This window comes from Pseudomonas corni (genome assembly GCF_057128765.1).
In genome coordinates, this window is the sequence record NZ_JBSKHW010000014.1 from 81021 (window position 1) to 98598 (window position 17578).

A 17578-nucleotide genomic window follows, 5' to 3' on the forward strand; every position below is an offset into this window, starting at 1 on the left:
CACCGCTCCTTAGAGGTCGCCGAAGAAGCGCTTCACGCCTTCGAACCAGCCATTGGCTTTGGGCGAATGAGAGCTGTCACCATCAAGCGATGCACGCAACTCTTCCAGCAACTCGCGCTGACGACGTCCCAGATTGACTGGCGTTTCAACAGCTACGCGACACATGAGGTCGCCCGCACCGCCGCCACGCACCGGCGCAACGCCCTTGCCCTTCAGGCGGAACTGCTTGCCGGTCTGAGTGCCTTCCGGGATTTTCAGTTTGACCCGACCATCCAGCGTCGGCACTTCCAATTCGCCACCTAATGCTGCGTCCGTGAAGCTGATCGGCACTTCGCAGTACAGATGCTTACCGTCACGCTGGAAGATCGCGTGCTCACGCACGTTGATGACGACATACAGATCGCCGGTCGGACCGCCCTGCACGCCCGCTTCACCTTCACCCGACAGACGAATGCGGTCGCCGGTATCGACACCAGGCGGCACTTTGACCGACAGCGTTTTGTATTCTTCGACGCGACCTTCGCCGTGGCACGAATCGCACGGGTCAGAGATGATTTTGCCGTTCCCGTGGCAACGCGGGCAGGTCTGCTGAACAGAGAAGAAACCCTGCTGCATACGCACCTGACCAATACCGCCACACGTTGGACAAGTAACGGGCGCCGAGCCTTTCTTAGCACCAGAACCATCGCAAGGCTTGCAGTTGACCAGCGTCGGGACGCGGATATTGACTGTGGTACCACGGACGGCTTCTTCCAGGTTCAGCTCCAGCGTGTAACGCAAGTCGCTGCCACGCTGGGCGCCGCCCCGGCCACCGCCGCCACGACCGCCGCCGAAGAAGTCGCTGAACACGTCGCCGAAGATGTCGGAGAAGTTCTGTCCACCAAAACCGGCACCGCCGCCGCCCATGGTTTGATCAACACCGGCATGACCGTATTGATCATAGGCCGCGCGCTTGCTGGCATCGGACAGGACTTCATAAGCTTCGTTTGCCTCTTTGAAAGAGTCTTCAGAGGCTTTGTCACCCGGGTTGCGATCCGGATGAAATTTCATCGCGAGACGACGGTACGCCTTTTTCAGGTCCGCTTCGCTGGAGCCACGCTCCACCCCAAGTACTTCGTAATAGTCACGCTTTGCCATAAGTTTTCTGCACTCTTGAGGACGTCCGACAATACCCTCCTGAGATTGCCGAACTCGTTGGACCCCCATTCAGGCCCGGACCCAACTCACGTCAATTCAACGATCCTGGTCTTCGTTCATCGGCCAACTCATTAGCCGAGAAAAGCGGCAGAACAAGCCGGAATGCAGGAGCATCCGGCTTTGCCACAAGGCTTGTGGAAGTTATCCACAAGCCAGAAATTCGTCTGTTCCAGACACGCCAACGCGGGAGCAAGCTCCCGCGCGGCGACATCCTACCAGCGACCACCCGAAAGCGGTCAACTGGCGTTCAAGTGAGCCTGCGCTTACTTGTGGTCTTTTACTTCTTCGAACTCAGCGTCTACTACGTCGTCGGCTGGCTTGCTTTCTTCCTGACCAGCTTGAGCGCCGCCTTCAGGTTTTTCAGCTTGCTCGGCGTACATTTTCTGAGCAACCGGCGCCGACAGCTTCGACAACTCTTCGACTTTCGCGTCGATGGCAGCTTTGTCGTCGCCCTTCACAGCAGCTTCCAAGGCTACGAGCGCAGCTTCGATGGACGTCTTCTCCTCGGCGGTCACTTTGTCGCCAGCATCAGCGATCATTTTGCGCGTCGAGTGAACCAGTGCATCGCCCTGGTTGCGAGCAGAGGCCAGTTCTTCGAACTTGCGATCTTCTTCGGTGTTGGCTTCAGCATCACGGATCATTTGCTGAATCTCTTCGTCCGACAGGCCGGAGTTGGCCTTGATCACAATGGACTGAGTCTTGCCGGTGGCTTTGTCCTTCGCGCCGACGTGCAGGATGCCATTGGCGTCGATGTCGAAAGTCACTTCAATCTGTGGGACACCACGTGGAGCTGGTGGAATCTCAGCCAGATCGAACTTGCCCAACGACTTGTTCGAGGCGGCTTGCTTACGCTCGCCCTGCAGAACATGGATGGTCACGGCGCCCTGGTTGTCATCGGCAGTCGAGAACACCTGGGATTTCTTGGTAGGAATCGTGGTGTTTTTCTCGATCAGCGCAGTCATCACGCCGCCCATGGTTTCGATACCCAGGGTCAGCGGGCTGACGTCCAGCAGCAGAACGTCTTTCACATCACCAGCCAGAACTGCGCCTTGGATCGCAGCACCCATGGCAACAGCTTCGTCCGGGTTAACGTCTTTACGAGCTTCTTTACCGAAGAACTCGGTCACTTTCTGCTGAACCAACGGCATGCGGGTTTGACCGCCGACCAGGATCACGTCGTTGATCGCGCTGATGTCGATACCGGAGTCTTTCAACGCAATGCGGCAAGGTTCGATGGTGCGCTGAACCAGGTCTTCAACCAGCGCTTCGAGCTTGGCGCGGGAGATTTTCACGTTCAAGTGCTTAGGACCGGTTGCATCTGCAGTGATGTACGGCAGGTTAACGTCGGTCGAATTGCTCGAAGACAGCTCGATCTTGGCTTTTTCAGCACCTTCTTTCAGGCGCTGCATGGCCAGCGGGTCACCCTTGAGGTTCATGCCGCTTTCTTTCTTGAATTCTTCAACGAGGTAGTCGATCAGACGAATGTCGAAGTCTTCACCGCCCAGAAACGTGTCGCCATTGGTGGCCAACACTTCGAACTGGTGCTCGCCATCGACTTCAGCAATTTCGATAACCGAGACGTCGAACGTACCGCCGCCCAAGTCATAAACGATGACAGTGTGATCGCCCTTCGCTTTGTCCATACCGTAAGCCAGTGCGGCAGCGGTAGGCTCGTTGATGATACGTTTTACATCCAGACCCGCGATGCGGCCGGCATCCTTGGTAGCTTGACGCTGGCTGTCGTTGAAGTAAGCCGGAACGGTGATAACGGCCTCAGTCACGGTTTCGCCCAAGTAGTCTTCGGCGGTTTTCTTCATCTTCTTCAGGATTTCAGCGGAAATCTGAGGAGGAGACATTTTCTTGCCGTTGACTTCAACCCATGCGTCGCCGTTATCAGCCTTGGCGATTTTGTACGGGACCATTTGAATGTCTTTCTGTACGACTTCTTCTTCGAACTTGCGACCGATCAGACGCTTTACCGCGTACAGGGTGTTGTGCGGGTTGGTAACGGCCTGACGCTTGGCGGATTGGCCAACCAGAATTTCGCCATCGTTCGCGTAAGCGATGATCGACGGGGTGGTACGAGCGCCTTCGGCATTCTCGATAACCTTGGCTTTACCATTTTCAAGAATGGAGACGCAGGAGTTGGTGGTCCCCAGGTCGATACCGATAATCTTGCCCATCTTTTGAATCTCCCAGAACTTTAATTAGGTTGCCGCAACTGCGTAGACAAATTGCGGTAATTCTTTAATGCATGGCCTGTAAATGGGGGCCACTCAGCTGATTTCAAGCCTGCTCGTCAATTGACGGTGCAACAGGCGATGGTGCCTTGCTGACCACGACCATAGCCGGGCGCAACAGACGACCATTGAGCTGATATCCCTTTTGGAACACTTTCAGCACGCTGTTGGGTTCGACATCAGCGCTTTCTTGCATAGCCATCGCCTGATGGTGCTCGGCGTTGAACGGCTGACCATGCGGATCGATGGCTTCAAGCTGATAACGCTTGAGGGTGTCGCCGAACATCTTCAGCGTCAGCTCGATGCCTTCACGCATCGGACGGATGCTTTCATCGTCGGGATTGGACAGATCCAAACCGCGCTCGAGGCTATCGACGATTGGCAGCAAGTCACCTGCAAATTTCTCCAACGCGAACTTGTGCGCCTTCTCTACATCCTGTTCTGCACGACGGCGGACGTTCTGCAGATCAGCGGCAACACGCAGGGAATGGTCCTGGGCAGCTGCCAATTGCTCTTCAAGCACTTGCACACGGGTAACCAAATCTTCTCCGGACGTTCCAGCTTCACCAGCCTGATCCTGAGTCTGCGTATCCGAGTTCTGTTCGTCAGCCATAGGTCTCTCCTTCTAATAACGTCCGTGAGCTCAACTCACGCTTCTGTCGGCTATATGGGGCCGTAATTTTTCGCTTCAAGGGTTCAAGCCCCGGATGGGACGAATGTCCCTACAAATTTTCTGACATGGCTTTTTTTCGGTCACAACGTCCATCGGTGCTAAACAAGAGGTGACCGCTGATCGATTTGAGCCAACTTCGACCATTGTCAGCCCAATCAAAAACACTGTATAAATAACCAGACAAATCGCTTGGGAGCTGCCCTTATGCTGGTGCACCTGTCCGTACATAACTACGCCATCGTTGAACACCTCGATCTGGAACTGGATCGCGGCATGAGTGTGATCACGGGTGAAACCGGTGCGGGCAAGTCGATCATGCTCGACGCCCTCGGCCTTACCCTGGGTGATCGCGCCGACAGTGGCGTAGTCCGCCCAGGTGCCGACAAAGCCGATATCCTTGCAACTTTTGATCTGGTCGATATCCCGGAAGCGCGCACATGGCTTGCAGAGCGCGACCTCGATAACGACGGCCCCTGCATTTTGCGTCGCGTGATTACCGCCGAAGGCCGATCCCGCTCGTACATCAACGGTACGCCCTGCCCCCAGGGCGATCTGAAATCGCTGGGCGAACTGCTCATCGACATTCACAGCCAGCACGAACATCAATCGCTGCTCAAGACCGACACCCATCGCCGCCTGCTGGACGCTTACGCGGGCGCTAACGATCTGGCGCGTCAGGTTCAATTGGCCGCGCAACGCTGGCGTCAGACCCGCCAGGAGCTTGAGCGCCTGGCCAATTCCGGTGATGAACAACGTTCTAAACATCAGTTGCTCAGCTATCAACTCGAAGAGCTGGAAAGCCTGAGTCTGGGTGAGGACGAACTGACACATCTGGAACAGGAACAAAAAAACCTGACCAACGCCGAAAGCCTGCTGAGTATTTGTCGCCAAGTAGTGGAGCAGTGCAGTGAGAGCGACTCTGGCAACGTCTTGAACGCGCTGACGGCCAGCCTGAATCGTCTCAGCAGCGTGGACAACTCACCCGACGCCCTGAGCGAGGCAACCAATCTGCTGTCCAGCGCACAGATTCAGGTGGAGGAAGCGGTCGGCGAGATCAATCGCTTCCTGGATCGCTTCGATGCCGACCCCGCTCGATTGCAGCAAGTGGAAGAGCGTCTGGATGCGATTTATACGCTGGCTCGCAAGCACCGGGTTCAACCGACTGAAGTGTCAGCACTGCATCAGAAATTGCTGGACGAGATCGAAACGCTCAACGCCAATGATGAAGCGATCGAGCGCCTCGAAAATGAAGTGGCTTCTTATGCACGGCATTATCAGGAAAAAGCTCGCGAACTGAGTGATCTGCGTCACCGTGCAGCGCCTGAACTGGCGATGGCCGTCGAGCAAGAAATTCAGCGTTTGGGCATGCCAGGGGGGCGATTCAAGATCGAGTTGCGCCCCAACAGCGAAAAAGAGCTACTGCCTAACGGGCTGGAGCAGGTCGAACTGCTGGTAAGCGCCAACCCGGGGCAACCACTCAAAGCGCTGGCTAAAGTTGCATCAGGCGGTGAGTTGTCTCGCATCAGTCTCGCCATTCAGGTCATTACCGCCCAGACGTCTCGCGTGCCGACGCTGGTGTTTGACGAGGTCGACGTCGGCATCGGCGGGCCAACTGCGGAGATTGTCGGGCAGTTACTGCGTAGGCTTGGCGAACGAGGGCAAGTCATGACAGTGACTCACCTCCCCCAGGTCGCAGCTCAAGGGCATCAGCATTTATTCGTGCACAAGGTCCGCGAGCAGGATGCCACCCGCACGGCGGTATCCAAGCTCAGCAAAAACGAGCGCGTCGAGGAGGTAGCACGCATGCTGGGCGGTATCGACCTGACCAAGGAATCCTTGGCGCACGCCAAGAAGATGGTGGTCACGGCCAAGTCCTGACACTGGCCGGACACAATAAAGGCGACCCGAGGGTCGCCTTTATTTTGTACGGGAAAACGGCTTACGCCTTTTTCGTGCGCACGTAGAGCACCAGATTGTGGTCAACCAGCTCAAAGCCGTGCTTGACGACGATGGCCTTCTGCAGCTTCTCGATTTCTTCGTCGAAGAATTCGATAACTTCGCCATTCTCCACGTTGACCATGTGGTCGTGGTGGCCGCCGTCTGCCAGTTCAAACACAGCATGGCCGCCGTCGAAATTGTGGCGAACCACCAATCCGGCCGCTTCGAACTGCGTCAGAACACGGTAAACCGTCGCAAGACCGACGTCTTCGCTGGCCTCCATGAGTGCTTTGTAAACGTCTTCCGCACTCATGTGACGTTGCTCTGCAGAATCGAGCATTTGAAGGATTTTGACCCGCGGCAGGGTCACTTTAAGTCCAGCTTTGCGTAGTTCGCTATTTTCTACCATGGTCAGCTTTCTCGCAGACGCTGCTTCGCAGCTTCTCTTAATGCAGGTATGATCGGGGTTTACGTTGTCCCAGCCAAGATAGTGGAAGTCGCCCACCGATGCAAAACACCAAGCTCCTGCTAACCAGTTTCACCCTCGTGGGACTGCTCGCACTCGCCGGTTGTTCATTCCCCGGGGTTTACAAAATCGACATCCAGCAGGGAAATGTCGTCACGCAGGACATGATAGACCAGTTAAGGCCCGGAATGACCCGTCGGCAAGTGCGGTTTATCATGGGTAATCCTCTGCTGGTCGACACTTTCCACGCAGATCGCTGGGATTACCTCTACAGCCTGCAACCTGGAGGCGGTGAGCGCCAGCAGGAGCGAATTGCGCTTTTCTTCAATGGCAATGACCAGCTCGCCAGCCTGTCTGGTGACTTCAAGCCAGGAGTGAGTCGCGACGACGCCATCCTCGGGAAAGGCGCGGCCACCCCCGCAGCGCCCGAAAACCAAGGCGAGCAGCCTAAAGCCGAAGAGCCGCCAAAACCTGGCTCACTGCTTGAGCAGATTCAGAACGACGTCGACAAAGTTGAGACTGTTCCAGTCCCAACCCAGGAACCGCTCGACACGAATCCGCGCTAAAGCGCACGAAATCGCGTTACAAAAAAAGCCCGGCATGCCGGGCTTTTTTGCGTCTTCACTATCGCGTCGATGAAAAAATTACATCGCGCCTCGGTCCTTTTTTGCCTGCGCGGCCTTCGAGGCCCGCAATCGGCGTATTTCTTTCGGGTCGGCTAGCAGTGGACGATAAATCTCGATTCGGTCACCTTCGCCCAGTCCCTTTGTCTCCGGGCTACTTATGCTTCTGCCGAAAATCCCCACCGGACAGTGCTCTAAATCCAGCTCGGGAAAGTGCGCGCCGATCCCGCTAAGGGTCAAAGCCTGACGAACCGTTGCGTCGGATGGCACGTCAACCTTGAGCAGGACCTGCCGACTTACCGAGGCGTAGACGACTTCAATACTGATCATCGTTTCAGCCGTGCAGCTCTTTAGCCCGCTGGCAAAACGCATCTACCAAGGTGTTCGCTGCCTGATTGAACAACGGCCCAAGGGTCGCGCGAATGATCGGGCCAGCGTAATCGAACGACAGATCAAGGCTGATCTTGCAGGCCTTCTCGCCTAACGCCTTGAATGTCCAAACGCCGTGCAACTGGCTGAACGGGCCCTCTTCGAGATTCATCTCGATGGTCTGTCCGGGCGTCAGCGTGTTACGTGTCACGAAGTGCTGACTCAAGCCGCCTTTGGCAACTTCAACTCGAGCGCGCATTTGCGTGTCAGTGTCCTCAAGCACCGTGGTACCGGAGCACCAGGGGAGAAACTCAGAATAGCGGGACACGTCGTTGACCAGGTCATATAGAGCCTGAGCGGGGTACGGCAGCAAGGCCGAACGTTGAATATGCGTAGTCATGTCAGCGTTATTTCCAAAGCTGAGCGGCAAACACAACCAGAATGCCGATCGGCGCCACATAGCGCATCAAAAAGAACGTCAAAGCGAAAAGTACCGGACTGCGGATCGACAACTCGTCGCGCACAGCCTCCCGGCCCATCACCCAACCTGCGAAAACCACAAAGCACAAGCCACCCAGAGGCAACATGATGCGTGAAGTGAAGAAATCGATCACTCCAAAAAAGTCCAGGCCACCGGCCGCGCCCCATTGGTAGAGGTGAAACGCGCCGCCATCGTTCACGAAGAATTTGGCCTGCTGCCAGATGTTGAACGAGAACACAGTACCCAGTCCGACAAACCAGCAAATGAACGACAGCCAGAAGGTCACCCAACCGCGGCGCACTTTTGTGCGCTCCACGAGGTAGGCAACCATCGGCTCAAGCAACGAAATGGCTGAACTCCAGGCCGCCACCGCGACCAGTACAAAGAACACCACGCCCATCAATTGACCGAATGCCACATTGCCGAAAGCGAATGGCAGCGTGACGAACATCAGACCCGGCCCTTCCCCGGGGTTAAGCCCGGCGGCGAAGACAATCGGGAACAGCGCAAGCCCGGCCAGCAAGGAAACGAAGGTGTCGAGCAACGCCACACCGACGACGGTGGCACTGATCGAAGCGTCTTTAGTCATGTACGCGCCGTAGATCATGATCGACCCCACGCCCACGCTCAGCGAAAAGAAGGCATGCCCCATGGCTGGCAACAAACCGTCCAGCAGCTTCTCGGGCTTGAAGTCGAACATGAAATGCACGCCTTCCATAAAATGCCCGGTGGTCAGGCTATACCCCAGCAGAATTACCATCAGGATGAAAAGCAGCGGCATCAGAATCCGAAGACTGCGCTCGAGGCCTGCGTTCACGCCTTTGGCGATGGTGATCGCCGACAGCAGCATGAACAGCGTATGCCACCCCACCAGCCGCCACGGATCAGCGATCATCGCGCCAAAGAAGCCGCCCACCTGATCCGCCGTCACCCCCTGAAAGTCGCCCTTTCCTACATCAAGGATGTATTCCAGAGACCAACCGCCGACCACGCTGTAAAAAGAAAGAATCAGCAGCGCAGTGATCATTCCGGCGAAAGCACCCCACGACCACTTCGTCGAATGCCCTGCCTCGCGCGCCAACACTTTCAGTGCATTGGCCGGACTTTGCCGGGAGCGGCGACCGATCAGTGTCTCGGCGATCATGACCGGAATACCGATCAGCGCGATACACGCGAGAAAAACCAGCACAAATGCACCGCCGCCGTAGACGCCGACCATGTAGGGGAATTTCCATATACTGCCCAAACCTACCGCAGAGCCTGTGGCGGCCAGGATGAATACCCAGCGACTCGCCCAGCTACCGTGGACAGAAACCTTGTCCGTCGACATCGTTGACACGTCCAACACGCAAAAAAGATCGCGCATTGTCCGGGATTCAATCAACCTGCTCAAGCACGCAGGTTGACCGTAGCCGACAACGCAGCGAGTCCCTATAATGCGTCGCCTATGGCTAAGCTCAAGAAACATCCCACAGGGACCATCGCGCAAAATAAAAAGGCGCGTCACGATTACTTCATCGAACACAAGTTCGAGGCCGGTCTGGTCCTGGCTGGCTGGGAAGTAAAAAGCTTGCGTGCCAACAAGGTGCAGCTGGTGGACAGCTACGTGCTGCTCAAAGACGGCGAGGCATGGCTGATGGGTAGTCATATCTCACCGTTGACGACAGCCAGTACTCACGTCATCGCTGACCCGACACGCACCCGTAAACTGTTGCTCAACCAGCGGGAGCTCGAAAAGCTCACAACCTCGGTTCAGCAAAAAGGCTACGCCTGCGTCGCCCTCGCCCTTTACTGGAAGCAGCACTTGATCAAGTGCGAAATTGCTCTGGGCAAAGGCAAGAAGGAGTACGACAAGCGCCACACCGAACGCGAACGCGACTCGGACCGTGAGCTACAGCGTGCCGTGCGCAGCAAGGGCAAGGATGATTAAGCCCTGACTTGCTGCTCGATTCTGTAGAAGCGAACTTGTTGGCGAGGCGTTGCGTAAGACTCACCGCGTAACGCCTCTCGCTAACAAGTGGTCTCCTACAGAAGATGCGAACTCAAATCCCATTACGCCGCTCGGCTCTTGCCGTGCGCTGAACCTGCTGCCTGACCTCTTCTAACACCTCTTGCACGTACAGCAAGTGCCGGCTCGACACCTCACGCGCATCGTCCGCACGCCCCTCAATGATCGCCAGATACAACTCACGATGCTGACTGATCAGCATGTCGCGAGTTTCTGCGCGCTGCTTGTACATGCCGCCGATGTTGGTGACGACGTTGCGCGTCAGCAGATCGAACAAGCCGCGAATGGTGTGCAGCAGCACCGCGTTATGACTGGCTTCGGCAATCGCCAGATGAAAGCTCGCATCGGCGGCACCTTCCTCAGCGCGACTCACTTCATCGGCGCGGCTGTAGCAGTCCTGTAGCGCGTCGAACGCCTCACGCAGGCGAGCCCGGTCTACGTCGGTCGCACGGATGGCCGCGTAATAGGCGCACGACGCTTCAAGCGTATGGCGAAACTCCAGCAGGTCGCGCTGAGCCTCGGTGCTGCTTTCGAGTAAATGCATGAGGGGATCGCTGAACGTTGATCCCAAATTCTCGACCACATAATTGCCGCCACCCTGCCGGCTAATCAACAGTCCTTTTGCCGTGAGCTTCTGGATCGCTTCACGAAGAGAAGGCCGAGACACGCCGAATTGTTCAGCCAGCGTGCGCTCGGCAGGTAGGCGCTCACCCGCCCTGAGCGTGCCCTCCAGAATCATTCGTTCGAGCTGTTCAACGATATCGTCAGACAAACGCCGTTGGCGCACCTGATCAAAGCCCATAACCACTCCAAATCCCCGACAATTTTCGGGGGCGCATATTCTGGCTGATTGTGGCTATACATTCACCCGGCAGAGGCTGCGTAAAACAGCGATTCAGCAGAAAAGCCGCCCAACTGCGACAAAAGTTCTAGAGCCACAAATTGACACAACAACACCAAGGCTTTTAACCTAGCGCCTAGACATTGTAAATTGGTATTACCAATTTTTACGATGCCGGCGATTGGTGGTTATCAGCACCGCTCGCCGCAGGTCATTCGCGACGGCGTAAGACTTGAGCTGGTGAGCTGTGCGACTCGTTCGTCAGCGCCAGCAGGACGACAGCGCAGCTGGAGTCGCCTGCAGGAGCCGCGCACGTACGACATGGACACCGGGCCTAACCAACAACAATTAGGGGCCTCACACATGCAAACCTGGCAACAGCTCTACACACCGCTTGGCAGCCTGTGGCTTTCCGCCCTCGCCGCCCTTGTCCCCATCGTGTTTTTCTTCCTCGCTCTGGCCGTGTTCCGGCTCAAAGGGCACGTTGCCGGCACCATCACCCTCATCCTCGCGGTTCTGGTTGCCATCTTCGCGTTTCAAATGCCCGCCGGTATGGCCATCGCGTCTGCGCTCTATGGCTTTTGCTACGGCTTATGGCCTATTGCGTGGATCATTATCGCGGCCGTGTTCCTCTACAAACTGACGGTGAAAAGCGGGCAGTTCGAAATCATCCGCAGCTCGGTCATGTCCATCACCGATGACCAGCGCATCCAAGTGCTGTTGATCGGCTTCTGCTTCGGCGCGTTCCTTGAAGGGGCTGCCGGTTTTGGCGCACCGGTGGCGATCACTGCCGCCTTGCTCGTAGGCCTGGGACTCAACCCTCTGTACGCAGCGGGCTTGTGCCTGATCGCTAACACTGCGCCAGTGGCATTCGGTGCACTGGGGATTCCGATCATTGTCGCTGGGCAGGTGTCTGGGCTGGACGCGTTCAAGATCGGCGCGATGGCGGGCCGTCAATTGCCGCTGCTGTCGGTTTTCGTGCCGTTCTGGCTGATGTTCATGATGGATGGCGTTAAAGGCGTCAAGGAAACCTGGCCCGCAGCGCTGGTGGCTGGCGGTAGCTTCGCAGTCGTGCAGTTTCTGACATCCAACTACATTGGCCCGGAACTGCCGGACATCACCTCGGCGCTCGTCAGCCTGGTTTCGCTGACACTGTTCCTGAAAGTCTGGCAGCCAGCCCGCGCTGGCGAAACCCAAGTGGCGAGCACATCCGGCGGCGCAGCAGTCATCGTAGGCGGCGGACCTGGCGGTTTTGGCCAGCCACGTTCTACTCAGAAATCCCCTCACTCCATCGGCACTATATTCAAAGCGTGGTCTCCGTTCCTGATCCTCACGGTGATCGTGACGATCTGGACACTCAAGCCGTTCAAAGCGTTGTTTGCTGCCGGTGGGCCGCTTGAAGCGTGGACGATGAACATCGCGATTCCGCTTCTGGACAAGATGGTCATCAAAGGCGCGCCGATTGTCGCGACTCCGACTCCAATGCCTGCGGTGTACAAATTCGACCTGATCGCCGCATCCGGCAGCGCGATTCTGTTCTCAGCGCTCCTGGCGATGATCGTGCTGCGCATCACCCCTCGCATCGGTCTGACCACTTTCAAAGAAACGCTGATCGAGCTTCGCTGGGCCATTGTGTCCATCGGCATGGTGCTGGCATTCGCCTTCGTCATGAACTTCTCGGGCATGTCCTCGACGCTCGCACTGGTCCTGGCAGGCACTGGCGCGGCATTCCCGTTCTTCTCGCCGTTCCTTGGCTGGCTGGGCGTGTTTCTGACCGGCTCCGATACCTCGTCGAACGCCCTGTTCGGTTCGCTGCAAGCCACCACTGCTCACCAGGTGGGCGTCAGCGACATTTTGATGGTTGCGGCGAACTCCAGCGGCGGCGTGACGGGCAAGATGATTTCCCCGCAATCGATCGCAGTCGCCTGTGCGGCGACGGGTCTGGTAGGTAGAGAGTCCGACCTGTTCCGCTTCACGCTCAAGCACAGCATTTTCTTCGCCACCATCGTCGGCTGCATTACCTACGCCCAGGCCTACTGGTTCACGGGCATGTTGGTTCACTAATGAGACGAGCGCCGGGTGTGCTCATGCGCGCCCGGCTGCTGCCCCGCCCACTCAACGATGCGAGACCCCATGATCATTTCTGCCTCCACCGATTATCGTGCTGCGGCGCAACGCAAACTGCCGCCGTTTTTGTTCCACTACGCCGACGGTGGCGCCTACGCCGAGCACACCCTGCGCCACAATGTTTCGGATCTGGCCGGCATTGCCTTGCGTCAGCGCGTCCTGAAAAACATGTCCGAGCTCAGCCTGGAAACTTCGCTGTTTGGCGAAAAAATGAGCATGCCGATAGCGCTGGCGCCGATCGGGCTGTGCGGCATGTACGCCCGCCGTGGCGAAGTTCAAGCCGCGCGTGCCGCCGCAGCCAAGGGCATCCCCTTTACCTTGTCTACCGTTTCGGTCTGTCCGATCGAAGAAGTCGCGCCGGCCATCGACCGCCCCATCTGGTTTCAGTTGTACGTGCTCAAGGATCGCGGCTTCATGCGCAATGCCCTTGAGCGCGCCAAAGCCGCCGGGGTCAAAACCCTGGTGTTCACCGTCGACATGCCGGTCCCCGGCGCGCGTTATCGCGATGCCCACCACGGCATGAGCGGCGCAAACGGTCCGATGCGTCGCGTACTGCAAGCCATGACTCACCCGCAGTGGGCTTGGGACGTCGGCGTGAACGGCCGCCCACACGACCTCGGCAACATCTCGACCTACCGTGGCAACCCCACCGGCCTCGCCGATTACATTGGCTGGTTGGGGAACAATTTCGATCCGTCGATTTCCTGGAAAGACTTGGAGTGGATTCGCGAAGCGTGGGACGGCCCAATGCTAATCAAGGGCATCCTCGACCCCGAAGACGCGCGCGATGCAGTGACGTTCGGCGCCGACGGCATCATTGTTTCCAACCACGGCGGCCGGCAGCTTGACGGCGTGCTGTCCAGCGCCCGCGCACTGCCCGCCATCGCCGACGCAGTGAAAGGCGAACTGAAGATCCTCGCCGACTCCGGCATCCGCAGCGGCTTGGACGTGGTGCGGATGATCGCCCTGGGCGCTGATGCCGTGCTGATTGGGCGTGCGTTCATTTACGCCCTCGCGACCCACGGCGAAGCTGGCGTGAAAAACCTGCTGGACCTGTTCGAAAAGGAAATGCGCGTGGCGATGGTGCTGACCGGCGCCAAATCCATCAGCGAAATATCCCGCGATTCGCTGGTACGTGAACTGGGCGTCTGAGCCCGGAAAACTGAGCCACTACGTACGCGGCACGCCAGATGCCGCGGCGCCAAGAGGAAAACCGTATGAGCCTGCCCGCCTCCTTCCTGGCCGATGTCCAGCGGTTGATCCCGCAGAACCGCCGCTTCGATGATCCGCTGTCGACATTGGCGTTCGGTACCGACGCCAGTTTCTACCGACTGATCCCCAAGCTGGTGATTCGCGTTGAATCCGAAGATGAAGTGGTGGCCCTGCTCAAACTGGCGCAGGCCGACAGGGTGCCAGTTACCTTTCGCGCTGCCGGCACCAGCTTGTCCGGCCAGGCCATCAGCGATTCGGTGCTGATCGTGTTGGGCGATAACTGGAACGGGCGCGAAGTGCGCGGGGATGGTGGTCAAATTCGCTTGCAGCCCGGCGTGATCGGCGCGCAGGCCAATGCCTGGCTGGCGCCGTTCGGACGCAAGATCGGGCCCGATCCTGCGTCGATCAACGCGGCGAAAATCGGCGGCATCGTCGCCAATAACTCCAGCGGCATGTGCTGCGGCACCGCGCAAAACACTTACCACACCCTCGCTGGCATGCGAGTCGTACTGGCCGACGGCACACGGATTGACACGGAAGATGCAGCCAGCGTCGCAGCCTTGCGCACAAGCCACGCTGGTTTGCTTGAAAGCCTTGCCGTGCTGGGTCGCGACACTCGCGCCAATACCGAACTGGCAGCGAAGATCCGCCATAAATACCGTCTGAAAAACACCACGGGCCTGTCTCTGAACGCGCTGGTGGATTTCGAAGAACCGCTAGATATCCTCAGCCATTTGCTGGTGGGTTCTGAGGGCACGCTGGGTTTCATCAGCGCGGTGACCTACGACACAGTGGTGGATCACCCACACAAAGCGTCGGCGCTGATTGTGTTTCCAGACGTTGAGACCTGCTGCAACGCAGTGACCGTTCTCAAAACCCAACCGGTGTCCGCCGTCGAACTGCTTGACCGGCGCAGCATGCGTTCAGTCCAAAATAAGCCGGGCATGCCGCCGTTCGTGCGTGAGCTGTCGGAAAACGCCTGCGCGCTGCTGATCGAAGCCCGCGCCGCGACGCAACCGCTGCTGCATGAACAACTGACACAGATCATGGCGTCGATTGCGCACTTCCCGGTGGACAAGCAAATCGACTTCACCGAAGACCCGCTGGAAAATGCGCGCCTGTGGGCGATCCGCAAAGACACCTTCCCCGCCGTTGGTGCCGTGCGTGAAACCGGCACCACGGTGATCATCGAAGACGTGACCTTCCCCGTCGAGCAACTGGCCATGGGCGTACGACGGCTGATCGAGCTGTTCGACAAGCATCATTACGATGAGGCGATCCTGTTCGGCCACGCGCTGGAGGGCAATCTGCATTTCGTGTTCACTCAGGGCTTCAACGATCCGCAGGAAGTGGCGCGCTATCAGGCGTTCATGGAGGACGTCACGCAGTTGGTGGCCGTCGAATTCAACGGTTCGCTCAAGGCAGAGCACGGCACCGGGCGCAACATGGCGCCCTTCGTCGAGCTGGAATGGGGAACCGACGCCTATCGACTGATGTGGCAACTCAAGCGGCTGCTCGACCCCAACGGCATTCTCAATCCGGACGTGGTGCTGAGCGAAGATCCGCAGATCCACCTCAAGCATCTCAAGCCGATGCCTGCGGCTGACGAGATCGTCGACAAATGCATCGAATGTGGATTTTGCGAGCCAGTGTGTCCGTCGAAAGGCCTGACCCTGAGTCCGCGTCAGCGCATCGTTATCTGGCGCGACATTCAGTCGAAGAAACGCGCAGGCATCGATACTGCCGGGCTCGAAAAAGAATTCCACTATCAAGGCATCGACACCTGCGCGGCCACCGGATTGTGCGCGCAACGCTGCCCGGTCGGGATCAATACCGGCGAGCTGGTGAAGAAACTGCGCGCCCGCGAAGCCACCCACGACAAAGCCGCTGGCTGGCTCGCACAGCATTTCAATACTGCGCTGCAGGGCGCGCGCTTCACATTGCACGCGGCCAATGGCGCGCGGATGTTGCTGGGCGCACCGAGACTGGCGAAGTTTTCAGCGGCGCTGACAAAAGCGTCCGCCGGACGCGTCCCACAATGGACGTCCGCGATGCCGCAGCCAGAAAGCGCCATTCGCTTCACGCCGCCGGTTGAAGACCAGCGGCCGCGAGTGGTGTATCTGGCGGCATGCGTCTCTCGCGTCATGGGGCCTGCGGCGGGTGATCGCGAGCAAATGTCGCTGCTGGATAAAACTCGCGGCCTGCTGGAAAAAGCCGGGTATCAAGTGGTATTCCCTGAGGATCAAGAGAGCCTGTGCTGCGGCCAGCCTTTTGCGTCCAAAGGCTATGCCGAACAGGCTGAAGAGAAACGTCAGCAGTTGCTCGCGGCGCTGACCAAGGCCAGTCGCGGCGGCCTTGATCCGATCTATTGCGACACCAGCCCGTGTACGCTGCGGCTGGTTCAAGACCTAAAAGACACGCGCCTGGACCTTTACGATCCGGTGCGTTTCATCCGCACCCATCTTTTGGACAAACTGGTATTTACGCCACAGCAGCAAGCCATTGCGGTGCATGTCACCTGTAGCACCCAGCACCTCGGCGAAAGCCAGGCGCTGATTGAGCTGGCGCGGATGTGCAGCGTCAATGTCGTCATCCCCGAAGGCATTCATTGCTGCGGTTTCGCTGGGGATAAAGGCTTCACGACCCCCGAGCTGAATGCGCATTCGCTGCGCACATTGAAGCAAGCCGTGCAGTATTGCGATGAAGGTATATCCACCAGTCGCACCTGTGAAATTGGCCTGACGCAACATGGCGGGATCGATTATCACGGCCTGGTGTATCTGGTGGACAGGGTCACCCAGCCAAGAACCGCTTGATCGCGACGTATGGTTCGGAGTTCGCTGCTTTTTGTTACGTGATGTGTGATGTGGCTTTTTCACATTATTGCAAAAAAAAATAGAACCCCTGCGTTTGAGGACAGTCAGTTTGTTTAAGCCCCACGAACAACGACGAGGCTTACTAACACTCTCGGACATCGGCCCTACGAAGCGGCCATACCGAGTCCCCAGGCTAAAGGAGATACAACATGAAGCGCACTGCACTCACTGGTTTGTTCCTTACCGCTGCATTGATGGGTTCCCCGGTATTCGCGGCTGATGACCTCTGCGGCGCCAACCTGCAAACGCTCAAGGATGCTCAAACCTCTTCGAGCACCAACCTTAGCGCCGACACCAAAGCCGAACTGGAAAAAACCCAGGAAGCAGCCATGAAAGCCAAGGCTGCTGGCAACGACAAAGACTGTATTGAAATTACCACCAAAGCGATCACCCAGCTGAAAACCATCGGTTCGGGTAGCGAAGGCGCCAAGTAAGATGGGTGCGGACCAGTCAAAAGCTGGTCAACGCTCGCTGCTCAGCACGACGGTCGACGTATCCTATTGATTCGGGTACACTCCGCGACCTGA

The 17578-nt window shown here is 57.7% G+C and carries 15 protein-coding genes; 7 read left to right on the plus strand and 8 right to left on the minus strand.

Annotated features, from left to right (window positions below):
- Positions 1 to 9: 9 nt before the first annotated feature.
- From dnaJ to grpE, 3 genes are all read right to left on the minus strand, one after another.
- On the minus strand, positions 10 to 1137 hold the full coding sequence (dnaJ, locus tag ACWKV9_RS20680; RefSeq protein ID WP_483837994.1) for a molecular chaperone DnaJ: 1128 nt from the start codon (positions 1135 to 1137) through the stop codon (positions 10 to 12).
- A 323-nt stretch (positions 1138 to 1460) separates the two neighbouring features.
- Positions 1461 to 3380: a molecular chaperone DnaK gene (gene dnaK, locus ACWKV9_RS20685; protein WP_483837995.1), complete on the minus strand. Its 1920-nt coding sequence runs from the start codon at positions 3378 to 3380 to the stop codon at positions 1461 to 1463.
- Between the two features lie 103 nt (positions 3381 to 3483).
- Positions 3484 to 4050 carry a nucleotide exchange factor GrpE gene (grpE, locus tag ACWKV9_RS20690; protein WP_483837996.1) on the minus strand — a complete coding sequence of 189 codons (567 nt, stop codon included), beginning with the start codon at positions 4048 to 4050 and terminating at the stop codon, positions 3484 to 3486.
- Positions 4051 to 4314: 264 nt separating this feature from the next.
- Between grpE and recN the strand changes: the two genes are divergently transcribed.
- Complete coding sequence (recN, locus tag ACWKV9_RS20695) at positions 4315 to 5988, plus strand: DNA repair protein RecN (protein ID WP_483837997.1); 1674 nt, start codon at positions 4315 to 4317, stop codon at positions 5986 to 5988.
- 61 nt (positions 5989 to 6049) lie between these two features.
- Here the strand turns inward: recN and fur are convergent, their stop codons facing one another.
- Positions 6050 to 6457, minus strand: a complete 408-nt coding sequence (gene fur, locus ACWKV9_RS20700) for a ferric iron uptake transcriptional regulator (RefSeq protein WP_483837998.1) — start codon at positions 6455 to 6457, stop codon at positions 6050 to 6052.
- Positions 6458 to 6555: 98 nt separating this feature from the next.
- Between fur and ACWKV9_RS20705 the strand changes: the two genes are divergently transcribed.
- Positions 6556 to 7080 carry an outer membrane protein assembly factor BamE gene (locus tag ACWKV9_RS20705; RefSeq protein WP_483837999.1) on the plus strand — a complete coding sequence of 175 codons (525 nt, stop codon included), beginning with the start codon at positions 6556 to 6558 and terminating at the stop codon, positions 7078 to 7080.
- A gap of 78 nt (positions 7081 to 7158) precedes the next feature.
- On the opposite strand, the gene ACWKV9_RS20710 is transcribed toward ACWKV9_RS20705, so the two are convergent.
- The 3 genes from ACWKV9_RS20710 to ACWKV9_RS20720 are packed head-to-tail and all read right to left on the minus strand — an operon-like array spanning position 7159 to position 9317.
- Positions 7159 to 7467: an RnfH family protein gene (locus ACWKV9_RS20710; RefSeq protein WP_483838000.1), complete on the minus strand. Its 309-nt coding sequence runs from the start codon at positions 7465 to 7467 to the stop codon at positions 7159 to 7161.
- A gap of 4 nt (positions 7468 to 7471) precedes the next feature.
- A complete protein-coding gene (locus ACWKV9_RS20715; RefSeq protein ID WP_483838001.1) occupies positions 7472 to 7906 on the minus strand; it encodes a type II toxin-antitoxin system RatA family toxin in 435 nt (144 codons plus the stop codon).
- A gap of 7 nt (positions 7907 to 7913) precedes the next feature.
- A complete protein-coding gene (locus tag ACWKV9_RS20720) occupies positions 7914 to 9317 on the minus strand; it encodes a sodium-dependent transporter (RefSeq protein ID WP_483838002.1) in 1404 nt (467 codons plus the stop codon).
- Positions 9318 to 9434: 117 nt separating this feature from the next.
- Between ACWKV9_RS20720 and smpB the strand changes: the two genes are divergently transcribed.
- On the plus strand, positions 9435 to 9917 hold the full coding sequence (gene smpB / locus ACWKV9_RS20725; RefSeq protein ID WP_483838003.1) for an SsrA-binding protein SmpB: 483 nt from the start codon (positions 9435 to 9437) through the stop codon (positions 9915 to 9917).
- A 112-nt stretch (positions 9918 to 10029) separates the two neighbouring features.
- Here the strand turns inward: smpB and ACWKV9_RS20730 are convergent, their stop codons facing one another.
- Entirely contained in the window at positions 10030 to 10797 is a 768-nt protein-coding gene (locus ACWKV9_RS20730; RefSeq protein WP_483838004.1) for a GntR family transcriptional regulator, read from the minus strand.
- A gap of 402 nt (positions 10798 to 11199) precedes the next feature.
- Here ACWKV9_RS20730 and ACWKV9_RS20735 point away from each other — a divergent pair, with 402 nt between their 5' ends.
- From ACWKV9_RS20735 to ACWKV9_RS20750, 4 genes are all read left to right on the plus strand, one after another.
- Positions 11200 to 12900: a lactate permease LctP family transporter gene (locus ACWKV9_RS20735; protein ID WP_483838005.1), complete on the plus strand. Its 1701-nt coding sequence runs from the start codon at positions 11200 to 11202 to the stop codon at positions 12898 to 12900.
- 69 nt (positions 12901 to 12969) lie between these two features.
- Positions 12970 to 14115 (plus strand): FMN-dependent L-lactate dehydrogenase LldD, encoded by a 1146-nt coding sequence (lldD, locus tag ACWKV9_RS20740; RefSeq protein ID WP_483838006.1) that lies wholly within the window; start codon positions 12970 to 12972, stop codon positions 14113 to 14115.
- A 65-nt stretch (positions 14116 to 14180) separates the two neighbouring features.
- Positions 14181 to 16991, plus strand: coding sequence for an FAD-binding and (Fe-S)-binding domain-containing protein (locus tag ACWKV9_RS20745; protein ID WP_483838007.1), 2811 nt, complete (start codon positions 14181 to 14183; stop codon positions 16989 to 16991).
- 209 nt (positions 16992 to 17200) lie between these two features.
- Complete coding sequence (locus ACWKV9_RS20750; RefSeq protein ID WP_483838008.1) at positions 17201 to 17485, plus strand: hypothetical protein; 285 nt, start codon at positions 17201 to 17203, stop codon at positions 17483 to 17485.
- Positions 17486 to 17578: the final 93 nt, after the last annotated feature.